This window comes from Methylobacterium sp. UNC300MFChir4.1, assembly GCF_900110155.1.
Classification (GTDB): Bacteria; Pseudomonadota; Alphaproteobacteria; order Rhizobiales; family Beijerinckiaceae; genus Methylobacterium.
In genome coordinates this window covers 195,590-220,352 of record NZ_FOCS01000009.1, presented here as the reverse complement: position 1 = coordinate 220,352, position 24,763 = coordinate 195,590, and the positions used below count along the sequence as shown (strand labels likewise).

Below are 24,763 nucleotides of genomic sequence, written 5' to 3'. Positions count from 1 at the left end.
CCGCCGGAACCGAGTCGGCAAGCGGAGGCTCGCAAAACCGCCGCGGAGGGTCAAACCCGCGGCGCCCGTCGGGCGCGAAAATGCCTATCTTTCCAGCGACTTGCACAACCAGGGCGCGATGCCTGCCCAACCCATGCGCGCTTCCCGTCCGGCCGCGCCTTCCCGCCGGCCCGCGCTTCCGCGCGGCGCGATGATCGGTCACGATGCGGTGACGGTGCGGCGATCACTGTCGGCAGGGTCACAAACATTGTCGTGGGCGTGGCGAAGACCATCTTCCCGTGACGATGACGGATCTCGGTCCGACCCTGCCGGACCTTGCCTGACCTTGCCGGAGTGACAGCGATGCGCGCGTGGCCCGCCCTGCTCCTCGTCCTCGGTCTCGCGGGGCCGGTGGCGGCCGACGAGGCGGGGCGCGCGGCGGCCCGGGCGGTCATCGCCAAGCAGGAGCAGGCGCTCGGCCGCGACGACGCGCAGACCGCCTACGAGCAGGCCGCGCCCGGGATCCGGGAGCTGTTCCCGAATGCCGACCTGTTCATCGGCATGGTCCGGAACCAGTACCGTCCGGTCTACCGCCACCGCAGCTTCGTGTTCGGCGAGGCGCGGGACACGGACCCGGCGGGCGTGGTCCAGTCTGTGGCGATCCAGGACGAGTACGGCGTCGACTGGACGGCCGAGTACAGCCTCGCCCGCGACGCGGACGGGCAGTGGCGCATCACCGGCTGCCGCCTCATCAAGGCGCCCGGCACGCGCGCCTGAGGACGCGCGCAGGAGAGCGCGCAGGAGAGCGCGCCCCCGAGGGGCGCCCGCCGCCGGCACGGCGGGCGCGGAGGCCGAGCTCAGGGCCGGAACGTCCCGAGCTTCTCGAGCATCTGCAGGGTGACGTCGGCGCAGGCCTTGGTCGTGTCGTCGTCGGCGCACTTCACGTCGACCCGCACGTCGCCGCGCTCCAGCACGATGTGGGCAGCCCGCGACGGCGGAGGCGGAGGCGGAGGCGGCGGGGGGCCGTCCGGGCCGGGACCGCGGCGCGGGTCGCCGGGGGGCGGGGGTGGCGCGCCGGCCTCGGGGCCGGGCCTCGGGCCGCCGGGCGGCGGCGGCGGGGCCTGCGCGAAGGCGACGGTGCCGGACAGCAGTGCCGCGACGCCCGCGAGGGCGATGATTCGGGTCATGTCGGCTCTCTCCGAGACGGGATCCGCCCCGGCGGCTCAGGGGCCGCGGGGCGGTCCGGCTCTAGGACGCGGCCGGGCAACCGGCCCTGAACCGGCCCGTTCAGCCCCGGTTAAACCGCCGGCCCCGCCCCGTGCGCGCCCGGCAGCCAGGGCGGCGGCGCTCGGCTTTCGACAGGTCCGCCGGCATCGTGTAGAGGGGGCGCCTTCCCTCGGAGGACCCCGTGCTCCACGTCTCGACTCGCGGCGCGGCCGCGCCGCTCTCGTTCTCGGACGCGCTCCTGGCGGGCCTCGCCCGCGACGGCGGGCTCTACGTGCCGCAGACCTGGCCGCAGATCGGCCGTTCGGAGATCGCCGCCCTGGCGGGCCGGCCCTACGCGGAGGCCGCCAAAAGGGTGCTGCGCCCGCTGATCGACGGCGACGTCGCCGGGCCGGACCTCGACCGGATGATCGACGCGGCCTACGCGACGTTCCGCCACCCGGCGGTCTGCCCACTGACCCAGCTCGACGACAACCTGTTCCTGCTGGAACTCTTCCACGGGCCGACGCTCGCCTTCAAGGACGTGGCGATGCAGCTGCTCGGGCGGCTGATGGACCACGTCCTGGCCGAGCGTGGCGCCCGCGCCACCATCGTGGGCGCGACCTCGGGCGACACGGGCTCCGCCGCCGTGGAGGCCTTCGGCGGCCTCGACCGGGTCGACGTGTTCATCCTCTACCCGCACGGGCGGGTCTCGGAGGTGCAGCGGCGGCAGATGACCTCGGTGCCGGCGCAGAACGTCCACGCGCTGGCCGTCGACGGCACGTTCGACGATTGCCAGAACCTCGTCAAAGCCCTGTTCCAGCACGCCGATTTCGCCGACGCGGTGCGGCTGTCCGGCGTCAACTCGATCAACTGGGCCCGGGTCGCGGCGCAGGCGGTCTACTACTTCACCAGCGCTGTGGCGCTGGGCTCCCCCCACCGCCCGGTCTCCTTCGCGGTGCCGACCGGCAATTTCGGCGACGTGCTCGCCGGCTGGGTCGCCAAGCAGATGGGCCTGCCGGTCGAGCGGCTGATGATCGGCACCAACGCCAACGACATCCTGGTGCGGACCCTGGAGCACGGCGCCTACGAGCTGCGCGGCGTGGTCCCCACCACCTCGCCCTCCATGGACATCCAGATCTCGTCGAACTTCGAGCGGCTGCTGTTTGAGGCGCTGGGGCGCGACGCCGCGTCCCTGTCGCGGCTGATGGCCGGTCTGAAGCAGTCCGGCGGGTTCTCGCTGAACCCCGAGGTGCTGGCGACGGTGCGGGCGGAGTTCGACGCCGTGGCGGTGCCGGAGCCCGACGTCATGGCGGAGATCGCCCTGACCCAGGCCGCCACCGGCGTGGTGCTCGATCCCCACAGCGCCATCGGCGTCCGGGCCGGGCGGCGGCTCCTGGAGCGGGACCCGGCGACCCCGGTCGTCGCCCTCGCCACCGCGCATCCGGCAAAGTTCCCGGACGCGGTCGCCCGGGCGACCGGCGGCCTGCGCCCCGCCCTGCCCCCGCACCTCGCCGATCTGATGGACCGGCCCGAGCGCCTGACCCGGGTCGCCAACGACCAGGCCGCCCTGGAGGCGCTCATCCGCGAGCGCGCCCGCATCACGAGGGGTGCGTGAGCCCGGCGCGCGTCACGCGACGCGCCCCCTCTCCCGTGCGGGAGCGGGGACCCGCGCCGCATCCGGCCCCCTCCGCGACGAGGCGTCGATGAACCAGCATTTCTCCACCCACGCCGCCTCGCCGTCCCTGCGCACCACGCGGCTCGACAACGGCGTGACGGTGGTGACCGAGCCGATGCCCGGGGTCGCCACCGCGAGCCTTGGCGTCTGGGTCGGCGCCGGCTCGCGCAACGAGCGCGCCGACGAGGCGGGCCTGTCCCACCTCATCGAGCACATGGCCTTCAAGGGCACCCGCACCCGGTCGGCGCAGAAGATCGCGGAAGAGATCGAGAATGTCGGCGGCGAGATCAACGCCGCCACCTCCACGGAGGGCACCAGCTACACCGCCCGGGTGCTCGGCGAGGATGCCGGCCTCGCCCTCGACGTGATCGGCGACATCCTCACCGACTCGGTGTTCGACGCGGGCGAGCTCGCCCGGGAGAAAGGCGTCATCCTGCAGGAATACGCCGCCGTCGAGGACACGCCGGACGACGTGGTCTACGACGCCTTCACGGAGGCGGCCTTCCCGGACCAGCCGGTCGGCCGGCCGATCCTCGGGCGGCCCGAGACGATCCGGAGCTTCGACGAGGCCGGGATCCGCGCCTATCTCGACCGGGAATACACGCCCGACCGCATCGTCGTGGCGGGCGCCGGGGCCGTGACCCACGAGGCGATCGTGGCGGCGGCCGAGCGCCATTTCGGCGCCCTCCCCGCCAAGTCCGCCCCCACGGCGGTGCCGGGCGTTTACGGCGGCGGCGAGCGGCGGATGCCGCGCAAGCTCGAGCAGGCCAACGTGGTGATCGGCCTGCCGGGCCTCTCCTTCCGGGACGACCGCTACTACGCACTCCACATGTTCGCGCAGGTGCTGGGCGGCGGCCTGACCTCGCGGCTCTGGCAGGAGGTGCGCGAGACCCGCGGCCTCGCCTACGAGATCCAGGCCTTCCACTGGCCCTTCTCCGATTGCGGCCTGTTCGGAATCGGCGCCGGCACCGCCGGGGCGGACCTGCCCGAGCTCGTCGACGTGACCCTGGCGGCCACCGCCCGGGCGGCCCGCGACCTCGACGCCACCGAGATCGCCCGCGCCAAGGCGCAGCTGAAGGTCTCGCTGCTCTCGGCCCTGGAGACGCCGGGCGGGCGCATCGAGCGCAACGCCCGCCAGATCCTGGCCTGGGGCCGGGTGATTCCCGCCGGGGAGGTGATCGACAAGGTCGACGCCGTCACGGTCGAGGACGTCCGCGCCGCGGCGGCCGCGATGCTGCAGGGCACGCCGACGCTGGCGGCGATCGGCCCGATCCGCAAGCTGCCCGCCCTCGACAGGATCGCGGGCGCGCTCCGGGGGGCGTAGGGTAGTTTCGGTCGGTCGCCGCGCCACCGTCTTTGCGAGCGGAGCCCCCCCGCAACGGCCGGCCCCCGCCCCGCCCAACTTGATTTGGCCGCAAAGGGGCGCGATCCGCGGGCGGTGGACCGGCCCCGGGGCGACCTTGCCCCAGGTCAGGTCCGCGCCTATCGATCGAGGCCGCCCGGGCGGCCGATGCCGAAGCTCGCACGGCCGGAAGTCAAGACACCCTTGCGCATCCTCGCCCTCCTCCTGACCCTGGTCGGCGGTCTCGTCGGTGCCCTCGCGCTCACGCTCGCCGCGAGCGCGCCCGCCCAGGCCGTGGAGGCGGTCCGCGTCACCCTCGACGCGCCGGTGATCGACCTGACCACCGCGATCGAGCGCTACCGCTCCGACGGCGACCTGATCCAGATCTCCACGGCGCCCGGCAAGGACGGCATCGTTCGGCGCATCGTCGTGAAGGCGCGCGACGCCGGCGCCCGGCCCGACTGGATCGTGTTCGCGCTCACCAACGACACCGACGAGCAGATCGACCGCATCCTGGTCGCCCCGCATTTCCGGCTGGTCGATTCCGGGGTGATCTGGCCCGATCTCGGCGGCTCGCGCATCGCCGCCATCACGGCGAGCCAGGGCATCCGGCCCGAGCGGGACGAGAACCCGGAGGCCGACCAGTTCACCATCACGCTCGATCCCGGCGCCACCGTCACCTACGTGGCCGAGCTGCGCGGCTCCAACGTCCCCCAGCTGCGCCTCTGGGACCAGGACGCCTACCGCCGCAAGACCGCCGGCCTGACCCTCTACAAGGGCATCATCATCGGGATCAGTGGCCTGCTGGCCCTGTTCCTGACCATCGTGTTCGTGGTCAAGGGCGCGATCATCTTCCCGGCCGCCGCCGCGCTCGCGTGGTCGGTGCTGGCCTATGCCTGCATCGATTTCGGCTTCCTGCAGCGGGTGTTCCCGGTCACCGAGCTCGCCGAGCGGGTCTATCGGGCCTCCGCGGAGGCGGTGCTCGGGGCGACGCTGCTGGTCTTCCTGTTCGCCTATCTCAACCTCGCCCGCTGGCACGTGCGCTACAGCCACGTGGCGTTCTTCTGGCTCGCCTTCCTGGCAGGCCTCGTCGGGCTCGCGGTGTTCGACCCGCCGGTGGCGGCGGGCGTGGCGCGGATCTCGATCGCCGCGGTGGCCGGGATCGGCCTGCTGCTGATCGTCTACCTCGCCGCCCATAACGGCTACGACCGGGCGATCCTGCTGGTGCCGACCTGGCTCCTGCTCGTCGTCTGGGTGACGGCGGCGGGCTTCGCGGTTACCGGCCAGATCGGCAGCGACCTCGTGCAGCCGGCCCTGATCGGCGGCCTCGTGCTGATCGTGATGCTGATCGGCTTCACGGTGCTCCAGCACGCCTTCGCGGGCGGCGGCCTCAGCCACAGCTTGGTCTCCGACACGGAGCGGCGGGCGCTGGCGCTGACCGGCGCCGGCGACGTGGTGTTCGACTGGGACGTGCCCGCCGACCGGGTCTTCGTCGGCCCGGAGATCGAGGGCCAGCTCGGCCTCGCCCGCGGCACCCTGGAGGGGCCGGCCACCAACTGGCTGGGCGCGCTCCACCCCTTCGACGTGGAGCGCTACTCGGCGGCCCTCGACACGGTGATCGAGGAGCGGCGCGGCCGCATCGTCCACGATTTCCGACTGCGCTCGGAGGCCGGCACGTTCTTCTGGTACCGGCTGAAGGCGCGGCCGGTGATCGGCGCCGACGGCGAGGTGATCCGGGTGGTCGGCACCATCGCGGACGTCACCGAGATCAAGACCGCCGAGGAGCGCCTGCTCCACGACGCCGTGCACGACAGCCTGACCGGCCTGCCGAACCGCGAATTGTTCGGCGACCGCCTCGACGCGGCGCTGGCCTTCGCCGGCCAGGACCAGCGCCTCAAGCCCACCGTGATCGTCCTCGACGTCGACCGGTTCAAGGGCATCAACGACGCGATCGGCCTGTCGGCGGGCGACTCGATCCTGCTGACCCTGTCGCGCCGCCTCGGCCGCCTGCTGCGCCCGCAGGACACGCTGGCCCGGGTCGCCGGCGACGAGTTCGCGGTGATCCTCCTCTCCGAGCGCGACCCGGACCGGATCCTGGCCTTCGCCGAGATGATCCGCCGGGCGATCGCCACGCCGATCACCTACGCGGACCGCGAGATCTTCCTGACCGTCTCGATCGGCCTCGCCCTCTACGAGGCCGGCGCCAACCTGAAGCGCGACGAGGTGTTCAAGAGCGCCGAGATCGCCATGATCCAGGCCAAGCGCAACGGCGGCGACCGGATCGAGGTGTTCCGCGCCCACATGCGCACCGACCGCTCGGACCGGCTGATGCTGGAGAGCGACCTGCGCAAGGCGATCGAGCGCAACGAGCTGCGGGTGCTGTTCCTGCCGGTGGTGCGGCTCGAGGACCGCACCGTGGCGGGGTTCGAGACCGTGCTGCGCTGGGACCACCCGAAGCTCGGGCGCATCCCCGCCTCGACCTTCCTGCCGCTCGCCGAGGAGAGCGGCTACGTGGTCAATCTCGGCATCTTCGCCCTGGAGCGCACGGCTCTCGAACTCGCGGCGTGGCAGCGCTCCCTGGAGGTCGAGCCGCCGATCTTCGCGGCCTGCAACCTGTCCTCGCGCCAGCTCCTGCGCCACGACCTCCTGCACGACGTGAAGACCGTTCTGGCCCGCTCCGGGGCCCTGCCCGGCTCGCTCAAGCTGGAATTCAGCGAGAGCCTCGTGATGGAGAACCCGGAATACGCCGCCCAGATGCTGGCGCGGATCCACGACCTCGGCGCCGGCCTGTGCCTGTCGGATTTCGGCACCGGCTACTCGGCCCTCTCCTATCTCCAGCGCTTCCCGTTCGACACGATCAAGGTCGACGCGACCTTCGTGCGCCAGATCGGCACCGGGCAGACCGCGATCCTGCGCTCCATCGTGCGCATGGCGAGCGAGCTGAACCTCGCCATTGTGGCGGAGGGCTGCGAGTCCGAGGCCGACGCCCAGGCGCTCGCCGGTCTCGGCTGCGAGTACGCCCTCGGCCCGGCCTTCGGCGAGCCGATGACCATGCTGCAGGCCCGCCAGATCGTCGGGGCCGCCCCGGAAGCGGCCTGAGATTCGGTCCCGACGGGCCAGTCCGGTATCCTGCCGACCAACGATCCACGCGGCGGCAGGTGACGCAATGACTCCGGACCAGATCAGGCTCGTGCAGGACAGCTTCGCGAAGGTGCGGCCGATCGCCGGGACGGCGGCCGACCTGTTCTACGGCCGCCTGTTCGCGGTCGCCCCGCAGGTGCGCCCCCTCTTCCCCGCGGACATGACGGAGCAGAAGCAGAAGCTGATGGCCATGCTCGGGCTGGCGGTGGCCAACCTGAACCATCCGGAGACCGTGGTGCCCGCGCTCCAGGATCTCGGGCGCAAGCACGTGGCCTACGGCACGCAGGACGCCCACTACGCGCCTGTGGGGGCGGCCCTGCTGTGGACCCTGGAGCAGGGCCTCGGCGCGGACTTCACCCCGGAGGTCCGGGAGGCCTGGACCCAGACCTACGCGCTGGTTGCCCAAGTGATGAAGGCGGCGGCCGCGGACGCCGCGTGAGCGGCGCGCGAGCGCGCGTGCGGATGGCCTGAGGGCCGCCGCAGGGCTCCGATCCGGCGAAAGTCGCGGATCGGTTTAAGTTCGCCTTAACCATGTCGGATCAAGCTCCTGTTGATAGACGGGCCCTTCAGCGCCCGCGCAGGGGATGGGTCGGATGGCCGAGGCGGCACGGCGTTACCAGCAGGCAGGCGGCTCTGACCTCGTGCGCCGCCTGATGGCCCGGCCGGTCCGGCTGGAGCAGCAGGTCCGGACTAGGATGCCCCTCCGCGACCCGCGCCGCGTCGACGCGTTCGCCGACGCCTACGCCGACGAGGCCGCGGACGACGCGGAGGCGCGGGACGAGGCCGACGAGATCGCCCGCCTCGAGACCGAGCTGCAGGTGATGAAGGCGGTACTCCGGGCCCAGCGGCAGGAGGTCGAGTCGCTGCGGGCGCAGCGCCAGCTCCTCACCGAATCGGCCCCGACCGACGATGTCCGCGCGACCCGCGAGCGCTGGGCGGCCCTGGTCGACTCGCTCCTGATCCGCGCCCGCTGATCCGTCACCAGGGCATGCGGGGGAGAGCCATGGGCGCGCGCTGCTCGCTCGTCGTCAACGGTCGGTCGGTCCGCGTCTCGACCGGCGACACGCCGCTGGAGGCGGCGCTGGCCGAGGGCATGATCGCGCCGCTGCAGGCGCAGTCCGGCAACCTGCTCGCCGGCCAGGGGATCGCTCAGGGGATCGCTCAGGGCAGCGCGGCGCCGTCCGGCCGCCGGCACCCGGCCCGGCGGGCCCGGGCCGAGGCCCTGCGCCCGGCCCTGCCCGGCGCCCCGATCCAGGGTCAGGAGGAGGCGCCGCCGCCGCCGGTCGCCGTCCGCAAGGGCACGGTCACGGAGATCCGCCGGCTCAGTCCCGGCATCCTCGAGATCGTCGCGACCCTGACCCGGCGCCCGACCGGCGAGCCCGGCCACCAGGCGCTGGTGACCTTCGCGGGTCTGCCGACGCGGACGCTGTCCCCGACCCTGCGGCTCGACGGCACGACCGAGATCAACGACGTGGTGTTTCACGTCGCCCGCGACCCCGAGGGCGATCCCCTCGACGGGCTCCGCCTCGACCAGCCGGTGCGTCTCAAGGGCCCCGTCGGCCGGGGGCAGTACCGCCCCGGGGGCGGCCGGCTCGTGCTGGTGGCGGCCGGCGCCGGCTTCGGCGCGATCTGGGCGATCGCCCGGGCGGCCCGCTACGTCGAGCCCGCCCGCGAGATGGCCCTGGCCGTCGGCGCCCGCGACGCCCTGGACCTCTACATGCGCGAGAGCCTGGACTGGCTGCGCCGCACCGGCGTCGGCCGGATCGTGCTCTGCGCCGATCGCGGCCGCCAGCGGCCGCCGGACGTGCGCTCCGGCCCGCTCAGCGCCCACCTGCCGAGCCTGCGCGCCACCGACGTGGTCCACGTGGCGGGCGACCACTCGACGGTCGGCGCCGTGCAGGTGCTCGCCGCCGCGGTGGGCGCCCGCTGCTACCCGATCGTGATCGACTGACCGGCGTCGCCTCGACGCGGCGGCGCCCGGCTGCTACCGGCGCCGGGCCGGCCGCACGGGGCCGATCCTGAGCCCGATCCGAGCCCCGATGGTCCGCGTCCTCTGCCTCGGCTACAGCGTCACGGAGCTGCCGGGCTACGTCGAGCGGGCCAACGCCCTGGCCGAGGCCGAGGGGCGCCCGGTCACGTTCCTCCGCAGCGGCTGGGGCGGCCATTCCCTGCCCTCCATCGCCGCGCTGATCGACGAGATCCTGGACGCGATCCCCTGCGACCGCGTCCTCCTCGAGCTGTTCACCGGCAACGTCCGCTACTTCGACGGCGCGACGATGCGGGCCTATCTCGACGACATCCTCGCGGCGACCGCCCGGCGGGACCTGCCCGTCGCTTTCCTCAACCTCCACCAGGGCGGCGTCGACTACGCGGCCGAGCCCGTCGCCGGCCTGCTGGCGGAGTACCGCGCCCTCTACGGGATCCCCTATCTCGACATCGCCGCTCCGGTGGCGGCCGCGGGCGCGGGCGACATCACCTACCTGCTGAAGGACGCGACCCACGTCACGCCGGCGGGCGCCGACCTCTACGGCACCCTGGTCTACAGCTTCCTGCGCGCACCGCCGCCGGGGCGGGCCTATATCGAGCGGTTCCGGACCCTGCCGGGCCGGTTCGAGGCCCTGCCGCTGCGCGCCCTGCCCGGCCTGACCTGCGGGTTCGCCCTGCGCCGCAACGGCATCCCGCTGGACTTCCTGGAGATCCCGGAGGGCACGCGCGTCGCCGTTCCCCTGGGGCGCCCCCGCGACGTGATCGGGCTCCTCGTGACCTACGGGCCGCGGGCGGGCACGCTGACGGTCGAGGACCCGGCGACCGGGCGGGCGCGGACCCTCGTCGCCTACGACGCGTTCTCCTACTACACGCGCGCGATGTTCCGCAGCGTGACTCTCCCGGCGGCGCGCGCGCTGACGATCGCGCAGTCGGCGGAGCGCCCGGACATCGTCCTGCGCAAGGGCGCGCCGGATCCGGGCCCGCGGATCGGGCGCGTGTCGCACGTCGTCTGCCGGCGCAGACTCGGCCTCGCGCCGCGCGCCGCGCGCCAGCTTCACCGGCTGCGGCGCGGCCTGCGCCGCGTCGGATTGCGGCTCGGGCTCGTCCGAGGCGCCTGACCCCGGCCCCGTTCGGGCATAGTCATGCAGGCACGAGCGTTTGAATAACGCACCTTTATGGCATTCAATTTCTCGATTTCTATACTTATCAATTCAGTTTCTGTATCGGTTCGTGTCCTCGTGCGGGCGAAGAGTGATGTGATCGATCGTGGATTCCTCTTCGCGGCGTGTGATAAGCTGTGCCGGTGACGCCGGCGGAGATCGAACGGAATGCGGATCCTGCGCGATGCGAACCTGCATGTAAAAATGTCCGCGCCGCTCTTGTTCATGGTGATCGTGTGCGCCGCCTCTGCCGCGTACTCGCTCAGAGAACTCAGAGCGATCGAGGAGAGAGATAGATTTTTGGTGGATTACTATTTCGCGAGGCTCGAGATCTTCTCACGTGTCCGCGAAAAATTCGTCGATGCGGCGCTCATGAACCGCAATCTCATCATCGGCGAGCCGAAAGGCGACATCCCCCTCTTCCGCAAGCGCTACGACGCCTCCGTCAAGGCCGTGGCCGACGGCATCGAGACGCTGGAACAGGGCTCGCGGCGCGCTGAGATCGCGGCGCTGCAGCGCCAGATCGGCACCGTCGCCCGGGACTATTTCGACCTGCTCGACCGCTCCAATTACCTCGCGCTCCGGAATGACCGGCCGGCGGCGATCCAGGTCGGCGTGGTCGCCAGCCGGGAGGTCCGGGCGCAGTTCGATCGCGCGGCCCAGGCGTACGAGGCGGCGGCGGCGGCCCGCCTCGGCGAGGCGAAGATCGCCACGCAGCAGGGGGCCGAGCAGGCCCGGACGGTCCTGATCGGCGCCACGGTGGCGGGCCTGCTCGTCGCCCTGGGACTCTCCGCGGCCATCGTCGTGGTCGGTGTCACGCGGCCGCTCCACCGCCTCGTCGCCGCGCTGCGGCGCGTGGCGCAGGGCGACGGCGCCGCCACGATCGCGGAGGCGCGGCGCGGCGACGAGATCGGAGCGGTCGGCCGGGCGGTCGAGGCGATCCGGAGCTTGATCATCCGCAACGCCGAGGCGGAAGCCGAGGGCCGGCGGCGCGCGGACGCCGCCGCGGCCGCGGCCCGCAAGGACGCCACGATGGGCCTCGCCCGGACCTTCGAGGCGGCTGTGGCCAGGATCGTGGACCGGGTCTCGACCGCCGCGGGCGAACTCGAGGGCACCGCCCACCAGATGACCGCGACCGCCCAGGAGACGGCCAGCCAGTCCGGCGCGGTGGCGCTGGCGGCCGAGGCGGCGGCGGTCAACATCGGCGCGGTGGCGGCCGCGACCGAGCGGCTCGGCAGCGCCATCCAGGCGATCGGCCGTCAGGCGGGCGGCTCGTCCGCGCTCGCCCAGCAGGCGGTCGGCGAGGCCGACCAGACCGCCGGGCTCGTGGCCGAGCTGCGGCAGGCGGCCTCCGAGATCGGCGAGGTGGTGCGGCTGATCGCGTCCATCGCCGAGCAGACCAACCTGCTGGCCCTCAACGCCACCATCGAGGCGGCGCGGGCCGGCGAAGCCGGCCGCGGCTTCGCGGTCGTGGCGGGCGAGGTGAAGGCCCTGGCCGAGAAGACCGCGCGGGCGACCGACGGGATCGCCGCGCAGATCGGCCGGATTCAGGGCGTGACCGGATCCGCGGTCGGCGCCATCGGCGCGATCATCGACCGGATCCGCGAGATCAACGGGGTGGCGATCGCGATCGCCGCGGCCGTGGAGGAGCAGGGCGCCGCGACCCGGGAGATCGTGCGCACCGTCGCCGAGGCGACGCGGGGCGCCGCGGAGGTCACCGGCACCATCGCCGGGGTGGCCGAGGCCTCCGATCGGACGGGGGTCGCGGCCGACCACGTGCTCACGGCCGCCACCGCCCTGTCCCGTCAGTCCGAGGGGCTCGCGGCGGAGGTGGAGCGGTTCCTGGACGGCGTGCGCGCGGCCTGAGGGCGGCGCAGGCCCGCTCCCGCGCGGGAGCGGGCCGGTGGCGCCTCAGCCCAGGCGGACCCGCCAGATCTCCTCGGCGTACTCGCGCATGGCGCGATCGGAGGAGAACCACGCCATGCGGGCGGTGTTGCGGATCGCCTTCGCCCACCAGCCGCGGGGATCGCGCCACGCGGCGTCGATCGACCGCTGCACCCGCCAGTAATCGTCGAAATCGGCAGTGAGCAGGTACTGGTCGCGCCGGCGCAGGTCGTCGGTGAGCGGCCGGAACCGGCCCGGCTCCTCCGGCGAGAACCGTCCCGAGGCGATCATGTCGAGGGCGGCGGCCAGCCGCGGCGAGGCCTGGATCGCCCGGGCCGCGTAGTCCGGCTCGGCCTGCCGGGCGCGGACGCCGTCGGCCTCCAGGCCGAAGATGAAGATGTTGTCCGCCCCGACATGGTCGCGGATCTCGATGTTGGCGCCGTCGAGGGTCCCCACCGTGAGCGCGCCGTTGAGGGCGAACTTCATATTGCCGGTGCCCGAGGCCTCCATGCCGGCGGTGGAGATCTGCTCGGACAGGTCGGCGGCCGGGATGATCGATTCGGCGAGGCTCACCGAGTAGTTCGGCAGGAACACCACCTTCAGCCGGTCCGCGACCTCGGGATCGTCGTTCACCGCCTTGGCGACGTCGCAGGCGAGCTTGATGATCAGCTTGGCCTGGACGTAGCTCGGCGCCGCCTTGCCGGCGAAGATCTTCACCCGGGGCGTCCAGTCCCGGTGCGGCTCGGCCTTGATCGCCTGGTAGAGCGCCACGGTCTCGACCACGTTGAGGAGCTGGCGCTTGTACTCGTGGATGCGCTTGACCTGGATGTCGAACAAAGCGGCCGGATCGACGTCGATGCCGGTGCGCTCGGCGATGATCGCCGCCAGGGCCTCCTTGCGCTCCCGGCGCACGGCCGCGTAGCGCGCCACGAAGGCCGGGTCCTCGGCGTGGGCCTCCAGGCCCCGGAGCAGCTCGGGATTGTCGAGCACGCCCGCGCCCACCGTCTCCACGGCGAGCCGGGTGAGGCCGGGATTGGCGTTGTGGAACCAGCGGCGGAAGGTGATACCGTTGGTCTTGTTGACGATCTTGTCCGGATCCAGCGCGTGCAGGTCGGAGAAGACCGTCGAGCGCATCAGGTCCGTGTGCAGGGCCGAGACGCCGTTGACCCGGCGCGCGCCGTGGAAGGCGAGGTGCCCCATCCGCACCCGCCGCCCGTGCGACTCGTCGATCAGCGAGATCGACGCGAGGTAGGCGGCGGCATCCGCCGATCCCTGGCGGCCGTGCTTGGCCTGCTCCTCCAGGTGCATCCAGTTGATCAGGTAGATGATCTGCATGTGGCGCGGCAGCAGCCGCTCCATCAGCTCCACCGGCCAGGTCTCCAGGGCCTCGGGCAGGAGGGTGTGGTTCGTGTAGTGCAGCGTGTGCGTGGTGACGTGCCACGCGTCCTCCCAGGAGAGGCCGTAGACGTCGAGGAGGACGCGCATCAGCTCCGGCACCGCGATGGCCGGGTGCGTGTCGTTGAGCTGGATCGCCGCGTGGTCCGGCAGGGACCGGACGTCGCCGCGCTCGGCCACGTGGCGGGCCACGAGATCCTGGATCGAGGCCGCGGTGAAGAAGTATTCCTGGCGGAGGCGCAGCTCTTGGCCCTCGGCCGAGGAATCGCTCGGGTAGAGCACCCGCGAGATCGCCTCGGCGCGCATCCGCGCCGCGACCGCGCCGACGTGGTCGCCGCCGTTGAAGCGGGCGAGGTCGACGGGCTCGCCGGCCTCGGCCTTCCAGAGGCGCAGGCCGTTGACGTGGCGGCCGCGCCAGCCGACCACCGGCACGTCGTGGGCCACCGCCCGCACGGTCTCGGCCGGCTGCCAGTGGCGCCGGATCACGCCCTCCTCCGGCGAGGACAGCGTGACGGTGCCGCCGAACCCGATCGCGTAGGTCGCCTCGGGCCGGGCGAACTCCCAGGGGTTGCCCTCGGCCAGCCAGGTCTCCGGCGCCTCGCGCTGCCAGCCGTCCTCGAAGGACTGGCGGAACAGGCCGTGGTCGTAGCGGATGCCGTAGCCCATGGCCGGGATGCCGATGCTGGCCATGCTCTCCATGAAGCAGGCGGCGAGCCGCCCGAGGCCGCCATTGCCCAGCGCCGCGTCGGGCTCAGCGTCCTGCACGGCGTCGAGATCGATCCCGAGCTCCCGGAGCGCGCCGCGGGTCGTCTCGGTGAGGCCGAGATTGTTCAGCGCGTCCGACATCAGCCGGCCGATCAGGAATTCCAGCGACAGGTAGTAGACGCGCTTGTTCGGCACGCTCCGCTCGGAGGCCAGCGCGGCGGCCACGATCCGCTCGCGCAGGGCCAGCGCCGTCGCGGCGAACCAGTCGCGCGGGCGGGCGGTCTCGGGCGTGCGGCCGAGCGTGAAGGTGAGCTTGGCGCGGATCGCCTCGCGCAGGTCCACCACCGCGTCGCCGCTCCCGGACAGCACCGGGGCGGTCCAGGCGGCCGGGGCGGGCGCCTCGGTTGCGCGCTCGTCGCGCGAGACATCTTGTGGCACAGGCCGGGTCAGAACATCGTTCAACACGTGCGGGTCCCCCAAAGTCGTCGCCCCGGATTCTAGCGCCGGGGGTATCGTGGGCGGATTATCTCTTTTGATGGATTGCCGCCGCATGAACGGACGGGCGATCCGTGCCCCGAAGCGTCCGACGATGCGGTCGGCTTCCGGCGAAGTCGTGGCAGCGCCGCTCCGGCGGAGCGCACGGGCACGCCGGAGGAGATATGGCAGGGCGGCGTGACATTCCAGGCACAGCCGCGCGGCGTCGCCCTGCGTGAAGGGCATGCGCACAGGTTTTGGGGGCCGCAGCCATTCCCTGGGCGACGCCGCGTCGGGGCGTTTCGCGCGCAACGCGCGCTCTCGGCGCATCCATCGCCGGTCGCCAGGGCGCGGGTCAGCGGTTAAGCGTGGGCCGCCGATGCGAGGGGCGCAGCATGACCGACACCGTCTGGTGGAAGCGCGGGACCGTCTACCAAGTCTATCCGCGCTCCTTTCAGGACACGAACGGCGACGGTGTCGGCGACCTGCCGGGCATCACGGCGCGGCTGGACTACCTCGCATGGCTAGGGGTCGACGCCGTGTGGATCTCGCCGGTCTACCCCTCGCCCATGGCCGATTTCGGCTACGACGTGGCGGATTACTGCGGGATCGACCCGCTGTTCGGCACGCTGGCCGATTTCGACGCCCTCGTGGCGGAGGCCCATCGGCGTCGGCTGAAGGTGATCCTCGACTTCGTGCCGAACCACTCCTCGATCGCGCATCCCTGGTTCTCCGAGAGCCGGTCGTCGCGCGCGAGCCCGAAGCGGGACTGGTACATCTGGCGCGACCCGGCGCCCGGCGGCGGCCCGCCCAACAACTGGCTGTCGAATTTCGGCGGCCCGGCCTGGACGCTGGATGAGACCACCGGCCAGTACTACTACCACGCCTTCCTGGCGGAGCAGCCGGACCTGAACTGGCGCAACCCCGCGGTGCGGGCGGCCATGCACGACGTGCTCCGCTTCTGGCTGGAGCGCGGAGTCGACGGGTTCCGGGTCGACGTGATCTGGCACCTGATGAAGGATGCGGGATTCCGCGACAACCCGGCCAATCCCGACTACGCGCCGGGCTCGCCCGAGATCAACCGCTTCACCCAGGTCTACTCCGCCGACCGGCCCGAGATCTTCGACGTGATCGCCGGGATGCGGGCGGTGCTGCGCCAGTACGGCGAGCGCGTGCTGATCGGCGAGATCTACCTGCCGGTGGAGCGGCTGGTCGCCTATTACGGCCCGGACCTGACCGGGGCCGACCTGCCGTTCAATTTCCAGCTGATCCAGACCCCGTGGCGGGCCGACGCGGTGGCCGACCTCGTGGCGCAGTACGAGGCGGCCCTGCCCGAGGGCGGCTGGCCGAACTGGGTGCTGGGCAACCACGACCAGCCGCGCATCGCCGCCCGGGTCGGGCCGGCCCAGGCCCGCATCGCCGCGATGCTGCTGCTGACCCTGCGGGGCACGCCGACCCTCTACTACGGCGACGAGATCGGGCTCGGCCACGTGCCGATCCCGCCCGACCGCGCCCGGGATCCCTGGGAGCACAACGAGCCCGGGCACGGCCGCGACCCGGAGCGCACGCCGATGCAGTGGGACGACAGTCCCCAGGCCGGCTTCTCCACCGCCGAGCCCTGGCTGCCGCTGGCGGCGGATTGGGCAGCCTGCAACGTCGAGAGCCAGCGCTCGGATCCGGGCTCGATGCTCACCCTGCACCGGCGGCTGCTCGCCCTGCGCCGCGACCACGCGGCGCTCGCCGTGGGCGGCTACCGCGAGGTGCCGCTCGGGATCGCCGAGGTGTTCGCCTACGAGCGCTTCGCCGACGGGGCCGTCCTGCGCGTGCTGCTGAATTTCGGCGCGGCGTCGCAGGACCTGCCGCTGCCCGAGGGGGCCTGGACCGTGCTGCTCTCGACCCGTCCGGGGCGCGCGGGCGAGCCGGCCGGCCTCACCCTCGCGCTGGAGCCCGCCGAGGGGGTGATTCTGCGCCGCGCCGGGTGACGCGAGGCCGCCCCGGCTCCGGCACCCGTCAGGCCGGGGACCGAATCAGGGGCTCGGCGGGCACCGCCGATCGGTCGAAGACGGACGAGCGGGACCCGTCCGGTTACGCCGGGCGCCGTCGTTCCGGGCCGAAGATCTGTATCCAGCGGCCGAAATCCGCCGTGGCGGCGCGATTTCTCGCTGCGATGCCACATAGGTAAGTGACGCTTAATCACCACGGTGGCCTATTTTGTGCGTCGCAACGGAACCGTCGCGGCGAAGGAGCATTGGCCGTGGTTGAGATCGTGACAGCCGTGCCTGCCCGGTCGACTGCCAGACCGGGGCATTCCGCCCGGCCAGGATCAATGCTGATGCTCGATGCGCGCCGTGGTGGTCCCTTCGCCGAGTGGTCGTCCGGCGAGGGGAACGGCGTCGGTCCCGTACCGGTTCCGGCCCGGCCGGCCTCGCTGCGCCGCCGCATCCTCTACGCGACGCCCGAGATGGCGGATTTCGTGAAGACCGGTGGCCTCGGCGAGGTCTCGGCCGCCCTGCCCCGGGCCCTGGTCCCGCACTACGACATCCGCGTCCTGATCCCGGGCTACCGGCAGGTCCGGGCCGCCTTCCCGGAGATCCCGGTCGTCGCCCGCCTCGAGGGCTTCGCGGGCATTCCCGCCTGCGACCTCGGCCTGGTCGAGGCGGCCGACGGCCTGCGGATCTACGTCCTGCTCAGCCCCGACCTCTACGAGCGCGACGGCACGCCCTACGGCGACCAGCACGGCGATTTCGGCGACAACGACCTGCGCTTCGCCCGCCTCAGCCTCGCGGCGGCGGACCTCGCCACCGGCGCCGATCCCGACTGGGCGGCCGACATCCTGCACCTCAACGACTGGCAGGCGGCCCTGGCGCCGGCCTATCTCGCGTGGCGCGGCCGGCGGGTCCCGAGCGTGCTGACCATCCACAACCTCGCCTACCAGGGCCTGTTTCCCCGGGACGCCCTGCCCCGGCTCGGCGTGCCGGACTCGGCCTTCCAGGTCGACGGCGCCGAGTTCTACGGACAGCTCTCCTTCCTGAAGGCCGGCATCTTCTACGCCTCGCAGGTCACCACGGTGAGCGAGACCTACGCCCGGGAGATCCAGACGCCCGAGCTGGGCTGCGGCCTCGACGGGCTGCTGCGCACCCGTGCCGGCCAGGGCCGGCTCGCCGGCATCCTGAACGGCATCGACGAGACCTGGGATCCGACCACCGACCCGCACCTCGCCACGCGCTTCGAGATCGACGACTGGAAGGGCAAGCGCGCCAACACCGAGGCGGTGCGCCAGCAATTCGGCCTCGCGGTCTCCCGCGGGCCGCTCTTCGCCATCGTGTCGCGCCTCGTGCACCAGAAGGGCATCGACCTGAGCCTGCAGGCGGCCGAGACCATCGTGGCCGGGGGCGGCCAGCTCGTGGTGATCGGCCAGGGCGAGGGCCGGTTCGAGCAGGCGCTCCGCGGCCTCGCCCAGCGCCATCCCGACGCGGTCGGCGTGCATGTCGGCTTCGAGGAGGCGCAGGCCCGGCGGATGTTCGCCGGCAGCGACTTCCTGCTGATGCCCTCGCGCTTCGAGCCTTGCGGCCTCGCCCAGATGTACGCGCAGCGCTTCGGCTCCCTGCCGATCGTGCGCCGGACCGGCGGCCTCGCCGACACGGTCGAGGACGGCGTGACGGGCTTCACCTTCGGGGAGGCCTCGGCCGCCTCCTTCGGGGCGGCGGTGCGGCGGGCGCTGGAGGCCTTCGGCCAGAAGAAGCGCCTCAACGCCATGCGGCGGCGGGCCATGGCGGCCCATTTCGGCTGGGACCGGGCCGCCGAGGACTATGCCGGGCTCTACGGCCGGGCCATCGGCAACAGCGTCGGGCTGCGCTGGCGGGCGGCGTAGGGATTTCTCGCGGGCCCCCCTGCGGGGCGGGGAGGTCCGGTCGGGTCAGATCATCTCTGCCAACGGCGCGGGCGCTTCCCCTCGCGCCGCTTCACCGCGCCCGTCGTCCCGGGGCGTCGCAGCCGGACCCGGACGGATATGCCGGAGGGGGGCAACCCGGACCGCCGTCGGTGCGGACCTTGACCGCCGGCGGGCCTGGATCCCGGGCTCCGCTGCGCGGCCCCGGGACGACGCGGTGACGCCTGGGCGAAGGCGAAAGTCTCCTCACCCCTCCAGCAGGAAGATCATCGTGGCGAGCGGCGGCAGGGTCAGCGACAGGCTCTGACCCTGGCCGTGGCTCGCCTGATCGTCGGTGTGGCGGCCGCCCTGGTTGCCCAGGTTGGACCCACCGTAGACCCCGGCATCCGAGTTGAACGCCTCGCGATAGAAACCCGCCTGCGGCACGCCGATCCGGTAGCCCTCGCGCGGCACCGGCGTGAAGTTCGACACCACGATCGCCACCTCGCCGGGCTTGGCACCCTTGCGGGCCCAGGCGATGACGCTGTTGTCCTGGTCGTCCGCCACCAGCCACTGGAAGCCGGTATGCTCGACGTCGCGGCCGTAGAGGGCCGGGGTCGAGACGTAGAGCCGGTTCAGGTCGCGGATCACGCTCTGGACGCCCTTGTGCAGGGGATCGTCCAGGAGGTGCCAGTCCAGGCTGTTGTCGTGGTTCCACTCCCGCTCCTGGCCGAACTCGCCGCCCATGAACAGCAGCTTCTTGCCGGGATGCCCCCACATGAAGCCGTAATAGGCCCGGAGATTCGCGAATTTCTGCCAGCGGTCGCCCGGCATCTTGCCGAGCAGCGAGCCCTTCCCGTGCACGACCTCGTCGTGGGAGAGCGGCAGGATGAAATTCTCCGAGAAGGCGTAGAGCAGCCCGAAGGTCAGGTTGTGGTGGTGGTAGCGGCGATGGATCGGATCCTCCTGCATGAAATGCAGGGTGTCGTGCATCCAGCCCATGTTCCACTTGAAGCCGAAGCCGAGGCCGCCCGTGTAGGTCGGGTGCGAGACGCCCGGCCAGGAGGTCGATTCCTCCGCCACCGTGATCGTCCCCGGGGCGTGGCTGTAGGTCGCCTCGTTGGTCTTGCGCAGGAAGTCGATGGCGTCGAGGTTCTCGTTGCCGCCGTAGCGGTTCGGGATCCACTCGCCCTGGCGGCGCGAGTAGTCGAGGTAGAGCATCGACGCCACGGCGTCCACGCGCAGGCCGTCGAGGTGGTAGTGCTCCAGCCAGAACCGGGCGTTGGCGGCGAGGAACGTCGCGACCTCGGTCCGCCCGAAATTGTAAATGTAGGTGCCCCAGTCCTGGTGGAAGCCCTGGCGCGGGTCGGCGTGCTCGTAGAGGTGGGTGCCGTCGAACAGGCCGAGCCCGTGGGCGTCGAGCGGGAAGTGGCCCGGCACCCAGTCGAGCAGCACGCCGATGCCGGCCTCGTGGGCCGCGTCCACGAAGGCCGCGAAGTCCTCAGGGCTTCCGAAGCGGCTCGTCGGCGCGAAGAGCGAGACCGGCTGGTAGCCCCAGGACCCGTCGAACGGGAACTCGGTGATCGGCAGCATCTCGATATGGGTGAAGCCCAGATCCTTGACGTAGGGGATCAGCCGGTCGCCGAGTTCCTTGTAGGTGAGGTAGCGGTTGCCCTCCTCGGGCACCCGCGCCCAGGAGCCGAGATGGACCTCGTAGATCGAGATCGCCGCGTGGCGCGGGTCCTTGGCGCCGCGGGTGCTCATCCAGCCGGAATCGCGCCAGTCGAAGTCGCCCGTCCCGTGGGTGACCGAGGCGGTCTCCGGCGGGTGCTGGGCCGCGAAGGCGACCGGGTCGGCCTTGAGCGGGACCAGGGATCCGTCGGGGCCGCGGATCTCGAACTTGTAGCGCACGCCGGACTTGAGGCCCGGCACGAACAGCTCCCAGATGCCGCCGTCCTGCCAGAGGCGCATCGGGTGGCGCCGCCCGTCCCAGTCGTTGAAGTCGCCGACGACGCTGACCTTGCGGGCGTTGGGCGCCCAGACGGCGAAGCGGAAGCCGTCGATGCCGTCGAGCTGCCCCGACTGCGCGCCGAGCATCCGGTAGACGAGGTTGGTGCCGACCTCGCGGAGCGCCGCCACGTCGTACTGCTCGATCGAGGAGCCGAAGCCGTAGGGGTCGTAGCGGCGGCGCTTCGTCCCGTCCCAGGACTCGACCTCGATCTCGTAGAGGGGCCGGTGCTCGCCCTCGGCCTTCGCGACCCAGAACCCGTCCGGATGGCGCTTCTCGAAGGGCGCGGTGCGGCCGTCCATCACCAGGGTGGCGGCCCGCGCCTCGGGCAGCACGGCGCGCACCTCCCAGGCCTTCGGCCCGACCCGGTGGGGCCCGAGCACCGCGAAGGGGTCGCCGTGGTTGGCGGCCATCAGCGCGGCGATCGCGTCCGGGTGGACGCTCGGCGGCTGCGCGGCGCCGGAGCCCGGGACATCCGCGGTCCGCGCCGTCCCCGCGCCCGGGTCGGCCCGTCGTGCGAAGGTCTCGTCGATCGCCGTCATTCAGATGCTCCGGGCTCGTGTCCGTCCGTGTCCAGAATGGTGAGAACCCCACGGGCGGGGATTTCGATCCAGTCCGGCCGGTTGTTGGCCTCGTAGTCGACCTCGTAGAGCGCCTTGGTCAGCAGGCAGAGGCGCAGCAGACGGGTCCGGCTCTCCGGATCGGTCACCGCCGCCCGGGAGCCCTCGACCGCGGTCTCGTAGCCGGCGAGGAACGCCGCCTCGATCATGCCGCGCCACGCGGTCGCCGCGTCCCGCGCCCGCTCCTCCGAATCGGCGAACCGTGCGGTGATCTCCCGGATCACCGTCTCGGCGCCGTACGCGAAGGAGCGCATCAGCCCGGCGACGTCCCGCAGGGGCATCGACTTGGCCCGGCGCTCGTCGGCCGGGCGCGAGGGCTCGCCCTCGAAGTCGACGATGATCAGGTCGTTCTCGGCGACCAGCACCTGGCCCAGGTGGTAGTCGCCGTGGATGCGGGTCTTGTGGGCGCCCCGGACCGGCGCTTCGGTGAGCGCGGCGATCAGCGCCTCGACCTCGCCCCGGCGCTGGCCGAGCTCCGCGCAGGCCGGCTTGCCGGCGTCGAGGCCGCGGTCGGCGAGGCCCTTGAGCGCCCGGAAGGCGCGCTCGGCCTGGTGGCGGGCGTCGCGCGCCAGCACGGCGAGGTCGTCCCCGGTGAACGGCTCGGCCGCGAAGGCCGGGTCGTCGGTCTCGATGGCGAGCGCCGCGTGCAGCTCGGCGGTGCGCCGGCCGAGCAGGTCGGCCCAGGGCCGGTGGGCCTGGAACGCCTCCTCGGGGGTCGCGGCCTCGCTCTCGGGCGTGAGCACCACGGTCTCGAAGTCCCGGCGCAGGCCCTCCAGCATCAGGGTCCAGGCGTCGCCCTGGTTCATCACGAACTTCTGCAGGACCGCCAGGGCGGTCCGGGTGCCGTCCTCGGCGACGTGCTCCAGGGTGCCGAGCAGGGCGGGGGTGTTCGAGAACCCCGCCTGCTCGGTGAGGAAGCGGCCGACCTCGATCTCGGGATGCAGGCCCGGCTGCAGGCGGCGCAGCAGCTTGAGCATCATCTTCGAGCCGATGGCGATCGAGGTGTTGCTCTGCTCGCCCGAGAGCCGGCGGATGTCGGCCACGTCGACCGTGACGTCCGGGTCGAAGGCCGAGGTGACGGCGAAGACGAGCCGCCCGGTCTCCGTGGGGATCTCGCGGGCCTGCCGCATGTCGTCGATCAGGCAGGCGGCGAAGTCGTTGGAGCCGGCCGCCCCGTAGAGCAGGCCGGTGCGCGGCCCCCGGCGCACCCGCGCCACCGCGAAGGGCATGAGGGTCTCGTCCTCGCGGCCCTCCTCGACGCCCACGGGCACGAAGTATTCCTGGGTCTCGCCGCTGGCGAGCTGCACCTGCAGCCGCGGCAGCAGGAAGCGCGCGCTGCCGTCGACGTCCTTCAGGGCGGCGCAGTCGACGACCTTCGTGGCCTTGATCCGCGAGCCCTTGGCGCCGAACCAGCGCCGGCTCGTCAGGAACGGCGGCACCACGGTGCGCTCGAAGGCGACGCGCTCGCGCCCGCTCATCAGGGTCTCGATCCCGCCGGTGAGCACGAGGGTGAACAGCTCGGGCGGCTCCTGCTGCGGGCCGATCACCCCCGACCGGGCGGCGCTCAAGGAGAACCAGTAGAAGCCGTAGGACGGCAGGGTCAGCAGGTAGGGCAGGTCGCCGATCGGCGGGAACTCGGTGCCACCGGTCAGCTCGATCGGCACCGCGGTGCGCAGCTCCGACAGGTCGAGCTGCACCGCCTGCGGCGCGCGCGACAGGTTCGCCACGCACAGGATCCGCTCGTCCTCGTGCTCGCGGATCCAGGCGAGCACCTTCCGGTTCGACGGGTACAGGAACTGGATGGTGCCGCGCCCCAGCGCGACGCTGTTGTTGCGGATCGCGATCATGCGCCGCGTCCAGTTCAGCAGGCTCGTCTGGGCCTGGGTCTGCGCCTCGACGTTGATCGCGTCGAACCCGTAGATCGGGTCCTGGATCGCCGGCAGGAACAGCTTCTGGGGATTCGCCCGCGAGAAGCCGCCGTTGCGGTCGGGCGACCACTGCATCGGCGTGCGCACGCCGTCGCGGTCGCCGAGGTAGATGTTGTCGCCCATGCCGACCTCGTCGCCGTAGTAGAGCACCGGCGTGCCGGGCATCGACAGGACGAGGGACTTCATCAGCTCGATCTTGCGCCGGTCGTTCTCGAGGAGCGGCGCGAGGCGTCGGCGGATGCCGAGGTTGATCCGGGCGCGCCGCTCGGCGGCGTAGAACGACCAGAGGTAGTCACGCTCCTCGGCCGTGACCATCTCGAGCGTCAGCTCGTCGTGGTTGCGCAGGAAGATCGCCCACTGGCAGCCCTCCGGGATCTCCGGGGTCTGGCGCATGATGTCGGTGATCGGGTGCCGGTCCTCCCGGGCGATCGCCATGTACATCCGCGGCATCAGCGGGAAATGGAACGCCATGTGGCACTCGTCGCCGTCGCCGAAATACTGCGCGGTCTCCTCGGGCCACTGGTTGGCCTCGGCGAGCAGCATCCGGTCGGGGTAGCTCGCGTCCAGCGCGGCGCGGATCGCCTTGATGACGTCGTGGGTCTCGGCGAGGTTCTCGCAGTTCGTGCCGTCGCGCTCGATCAGGTAGGGGATCGCGTCGAGCCGCAGGCCGTCGACGCCCATGTCGAGCCAGTAGCGCATCACGTCGATGACCGCTTCCAGCACCTTCGGGTTGTCGAAGTTGAGATCCGGCTGGTGACTGTAGAACCGGTGCCAGAAATACTGCTTGGCGACCGGGTCCCAGGTCCAGTTCGACGCCTCGGTGTCGAGGAAGATGATCCGCGTGTCCTTGTACGGCTCGTCGGTGTCCGACCAGACGTAGAAGTCGCGCTCGGGCGAGCCGGGAGGGGCCTCGCGGGCGGCCTGGAACCAGGGGTGCTGGTCCGAGGTGTGGTTGATGACGAGCTCGGTGATGACCCGCAGACCGCGCTCGTGCGCCGCCTCCACGAAGGCCTTGAAGTCCTCCATGGTCCCGTAGGACGGGTTGATGTCCCGGTAATCGGCGATGTCGTAGCCGTCGTCGCGCAGCGGCGAGGGATAGAACGGCATCAGCCAGATCGCCGTCACGCCGAGATCGCGCACGTAGTCGAGGCGCTGGGTCAGGCCCTCGAAATCCCCGATCCCGTCGTTGTTCGAGTCGAAGAACGACTTGACGTGGATCTGGTAGATGATGGCGTCACGGTACCATTGCGGGTCGCTGCGATCGATCATCGCGTCGCTGCCTCATCGGTCGAGTCTGACGGGACCGGCGGGGGACCCGGCCGGGGCGCGGGCGGCGGGCCGCCGCGCGGGTGCGAGGGTCGGCGGCGGGAATTCCCGCCGCCGCATTCAAGG

The 24,763-nt window shown here is 72.1% G+C and carries 15 protein-coding genes; 11 read left to right on the top strand and 4 right to left on the bottom strand.

The window, feature by feature from the left end; genetic code table 11:
* Positions 1-342 precede the first annotated feature (342 nt).
* Complete coding sequence (locus BMY19_RS14725) at positions 343-756, top strand: DUF4864 domain-containing protein (protein WP_091677343.1); 414 nt, start codon at positions 343-345, stop codon at positions 754-756.
* An 80-nt stretch (positions 757-836) separates the two neighbouring features.
* Here BMY19_RS14725 and BMY19_RS14720 read toward each other — a convergent pair whose 3' ends face one another.
* Positions 837-1,166 carry a hypothetical protein gene (locus tag BMY19_RS14720; protein ID WP_091677346.1) on the bottom strand — a complete coding sequence of 110 codons (330 nt, stop codon included), beginning with the start codon at positions 1,164-1,166 and terminating at the stop codon, positions 837-839.
* A 221-nt stretch (positions 1,167-1,387) separates the two neighbouring features.
* Here BMY19_RS14720 and thrC point away from each other — a divergent pair, with 221 nt between their 5' ends.
* From thrC to BMY19_RS31640, 8 genes are all read left to right on the top strand, one after another.
* Positions 1,388-2,800, top strand: coding sequence for a threonine synthase (gene thrC, locus BMY19_RS14715; RefSeq protein ID WP_020093347.1), 1,413 nt, complete (start codon positions 1,388-1,390; stop codon positions 2,798-2,800).
* Between the two features lie 88 nt (positions 2,801-2,888).
* Positions 2,889-4,184: a M16 family metallopeptidase gene (locus BMY19_RS14710; RefSeq protein WP_091677349.1), complete on the top strand. Its 1,296-nt coding sequence runs from the start codon at positions 2,889-2,891 to the stop codon at positions 4,182-4,184.
* 186 nt (positions 4,185-4,370) lie between these two features.
* Complete coding sequence (locus BMY19_RS14705) at positions 4,371-7,301, top strand: EAL domain-containing protein (protein WP_091677352.1); 2,931 nt, start codon at positions 4,371-4,373, stop codon at positions 7,299-7,301.
* Between the two features lie 67 nt (positions 7,302-7,368).
* On the top strand, positions 7,369-7,782 hold the full coding sequence (locus BMY19_RS14700) for a globin family protein (RefSeq protein ID WP_091677354.1): 414 nt from the start codon (positions 7,369-7,371) through the stop codon (positions 7,780-7,782).
* 154 nt (positions 7,783-7,936) lie between these two features.
* Positions 7,937-8,317, top strand: a complete 381-nt coding sequence (locus tag BMY19_RS14695) for a hypothetical protein (protein WP_091677407.1) — start codon at positions 7,937-7,939, stop codon at positions 8,315-8,317.
* Positions 8,318-8,346: 29 nt separating this feature from the next.
* Complete coding sequence (locus BMY19_RS14690) at positions 8,347-9,294, top strand: ferredoxin reductase domain-containing protein (protein ID WP_020093343.1); 948 nt, start codon at positions 8,347-8,349, stop codon at positions 9,292-9,294.
* 88 nt (positions 9,295-9,382) lie between these two features.
* Positions 9,383-10,447: an SGNH/GDSL hydrolase family protein gene (locus BMY19_RS14685; RefSeq protein WP_100252121.1), complete on the top strand. Its 1,065-nt coding sequence runs from the start codon at positions 9,383-9,385 to the stop codon at positions 10,445-10,447.
* 345 nt (positions 10,448-10,792) lie between these two features.
* On the top strand, positions 10,793-12,355 hold the full coding sequence (locus tag BMY19_RS31640) for a methyl-accepting chemotaxis protein (RefSeq protein ID WP_100252120.1): 1,563 nt from the start codon (positions 10,793-10,795) through the stop codon (positions 12,353-12,355).
* 45 nt (positions 12,356-12,400) lie between these two features.
* On the opposite strand, the gene BMY19_RS14675 is transcribed toward BMY19_RS31640, so the two are convergent.
* Positions 12,401-15,025 (bottom strand): glycogen/starch/alpha-glucan phosphorylase, encoded by a 2,625-nt coding sequence (locus tag BMY19_RS14675; protein WP_100252131.1) that lies wholly within the window; start codon positions 15,023-15,025, stop codon positions 12,401-12,403.
* Between the two features lie 317 nt (positions 15,026-15,342).
* Here BMY19_RS14675 and BMY19_RS14670 point away from each other — a divergent pair, with 317 nt between their 5' ends.
* Both BMY19_RS14670 and glgA read left to right on the top strand, forming a co-directional pair.
* Positions 15,343-16,929, top strand: coding sequence for an alpha-amylase family glycosyl hydrolase (locus BMY19_RS14670; protein ID WP_091978318.1), 1,587 nt, complete (start codon positions 15,343-15,345; stop codon positions 16,927-16,929).
* A gap of 350 nt (positions 16,930-17,279) precedes the next feature.
* A complete protein-coding gene (gene glgA / locus BMY19_RS14665) occupies positions 17,280-18,818 on the top strand; it encodes a glycogen synthase GlgA (RefSeq protein ID WP_091677700.1) in 1,539 nt (512 codons plus the stop codon).
* A gap of 264 nt (positions 18,819-19,082) precedes the next feature.
* On the opposite strand, the gene glgB is transcribed toward glgA, so the two are convergent.
* Positions 19,083-21,365, bottom strand: coding sequence for a 1,4-alpha-glucan branching protein GlgB (glgB, locus tag BMY19_RS14660; protein ID WP_091677421.1), 2,283 nt, complete (start codon positions 21,363-21,365; stop codon positions 19,083-19,085).
* On the bottom strand, positions 21,362-24,640 hold the full coding sequence (gene treS, locus BMY19_RS14655) for a maltose alpha-D-glucosyltransferase (protein ID WP_091677424.1): 3,279 nt from the start codon (positions 24,638-24,640) through the stop codon (positions 21,362-21,364). The genes glgB and treS overlap by 4 nt, the downstream gene beginning before the upstream one ends.
* Positions 24,641-24,763 lie beyond the last annotated feature (123 nt).

What these genes read in the sequence shown, in the direction of transcription:
- BMY19_RS14725 (WP_091677343.1), top strand. Translation starts at nt 343, where the DNA reads ATGCGCGCGTGGCCCGCCCTGCTCCTCGTCCTCGGTCTCGCGGGGCCG.
- BMY19_RS14720 (WP_091677346.1), bottom strand. Translation starts at nt 1,166, where the DNA reads ATGACCCGAATCATCGCCCTCGCGGGCGTCGCGGCACTGCTGTCCGGC.
- BMY19_RS14710 (WP_091677349.1), top strand. Translation starts at nt 2,889, where the DNA reads ATGAACCAGCATTTCTCCACCCACGCCGCCTCGCCGTCCCTGCGCACC.
- BMY19_RS14705 (WP_091677352.1), top strand. Translation starts at nt 4,371, where the DNA reads ATGCCGAAGCTCGCACGGCCGGAAGTCAAGACACCCTTGCGCATCCTC.
- BMY19_RS14700 (WP_091677354.1), top strand. Translation starts at nt 7,369, where the DNA reads ATGACTCCGGACCAGATCAGGCTCGTGCAGGACAGCTTCGCGAAGGTG.
- BMY19_RS14695 (WP_091677407.1), top strand. Translation starts at nt 7,937, where the DNA reads ATGGCCGAGGCGGCACGGCGTTACCAGCAGGCAGGCGGCTCTGACCTC.
- BMY19_RS14690 (WP_020093343.1), top strand. Translation starts at nt 8,347, where the DNA reads ATGGGCGCGCGCTGCTCGCTCGTCGTCAACGGTCGGTCGGTCCGCGTC.
- BMY19_RS14685 (WP_100252121.1), top strand. Translation starts at nt 9,383, where the DNA reads ATGGTCCGCGTCCTCTGCCTCGGCTACAGCGTCACGGAGCTGCCGGGC.
- BMY19_RS14675 (WP_100252131.1), bottom strand. Translation starts at nt 15,025, where the DNA reads ATGCGGCGGCAATCCATCAAAAGAGATAATCCGCCCACGATACCCCCG.
- BMY19_RS14670 (WP_091978318.1), top strand. Translation starts at nt 15,343, where the DNA reads ATGACCGACACCGTCTGGTGGAAGCGCGGGACCGTCTACCAAGTCTAT.
- glgA (WP_091677700.1), top strand. Translation starts at nt 17,280, where the DNA reads ATGCTCGATGCGCGCCGTGGTGGTCCCTTCGCCGAGTGGTCGTCCGGC.
- glgB (WP_091677421.1), bottom strand. Translation starts at nt 21,365, where the DNA reads ATGACGGCGATCGACGAGACCTTCGCACGACGGGCCGACCCGGGCGCG.
- treS (WP_091677424.1), bottom strand. Translation starts at nt 24,640, where the DNA reads ATGATCGATCGCAGCGACCCGCAATGGTACCGTGACGCCATCATCTAC.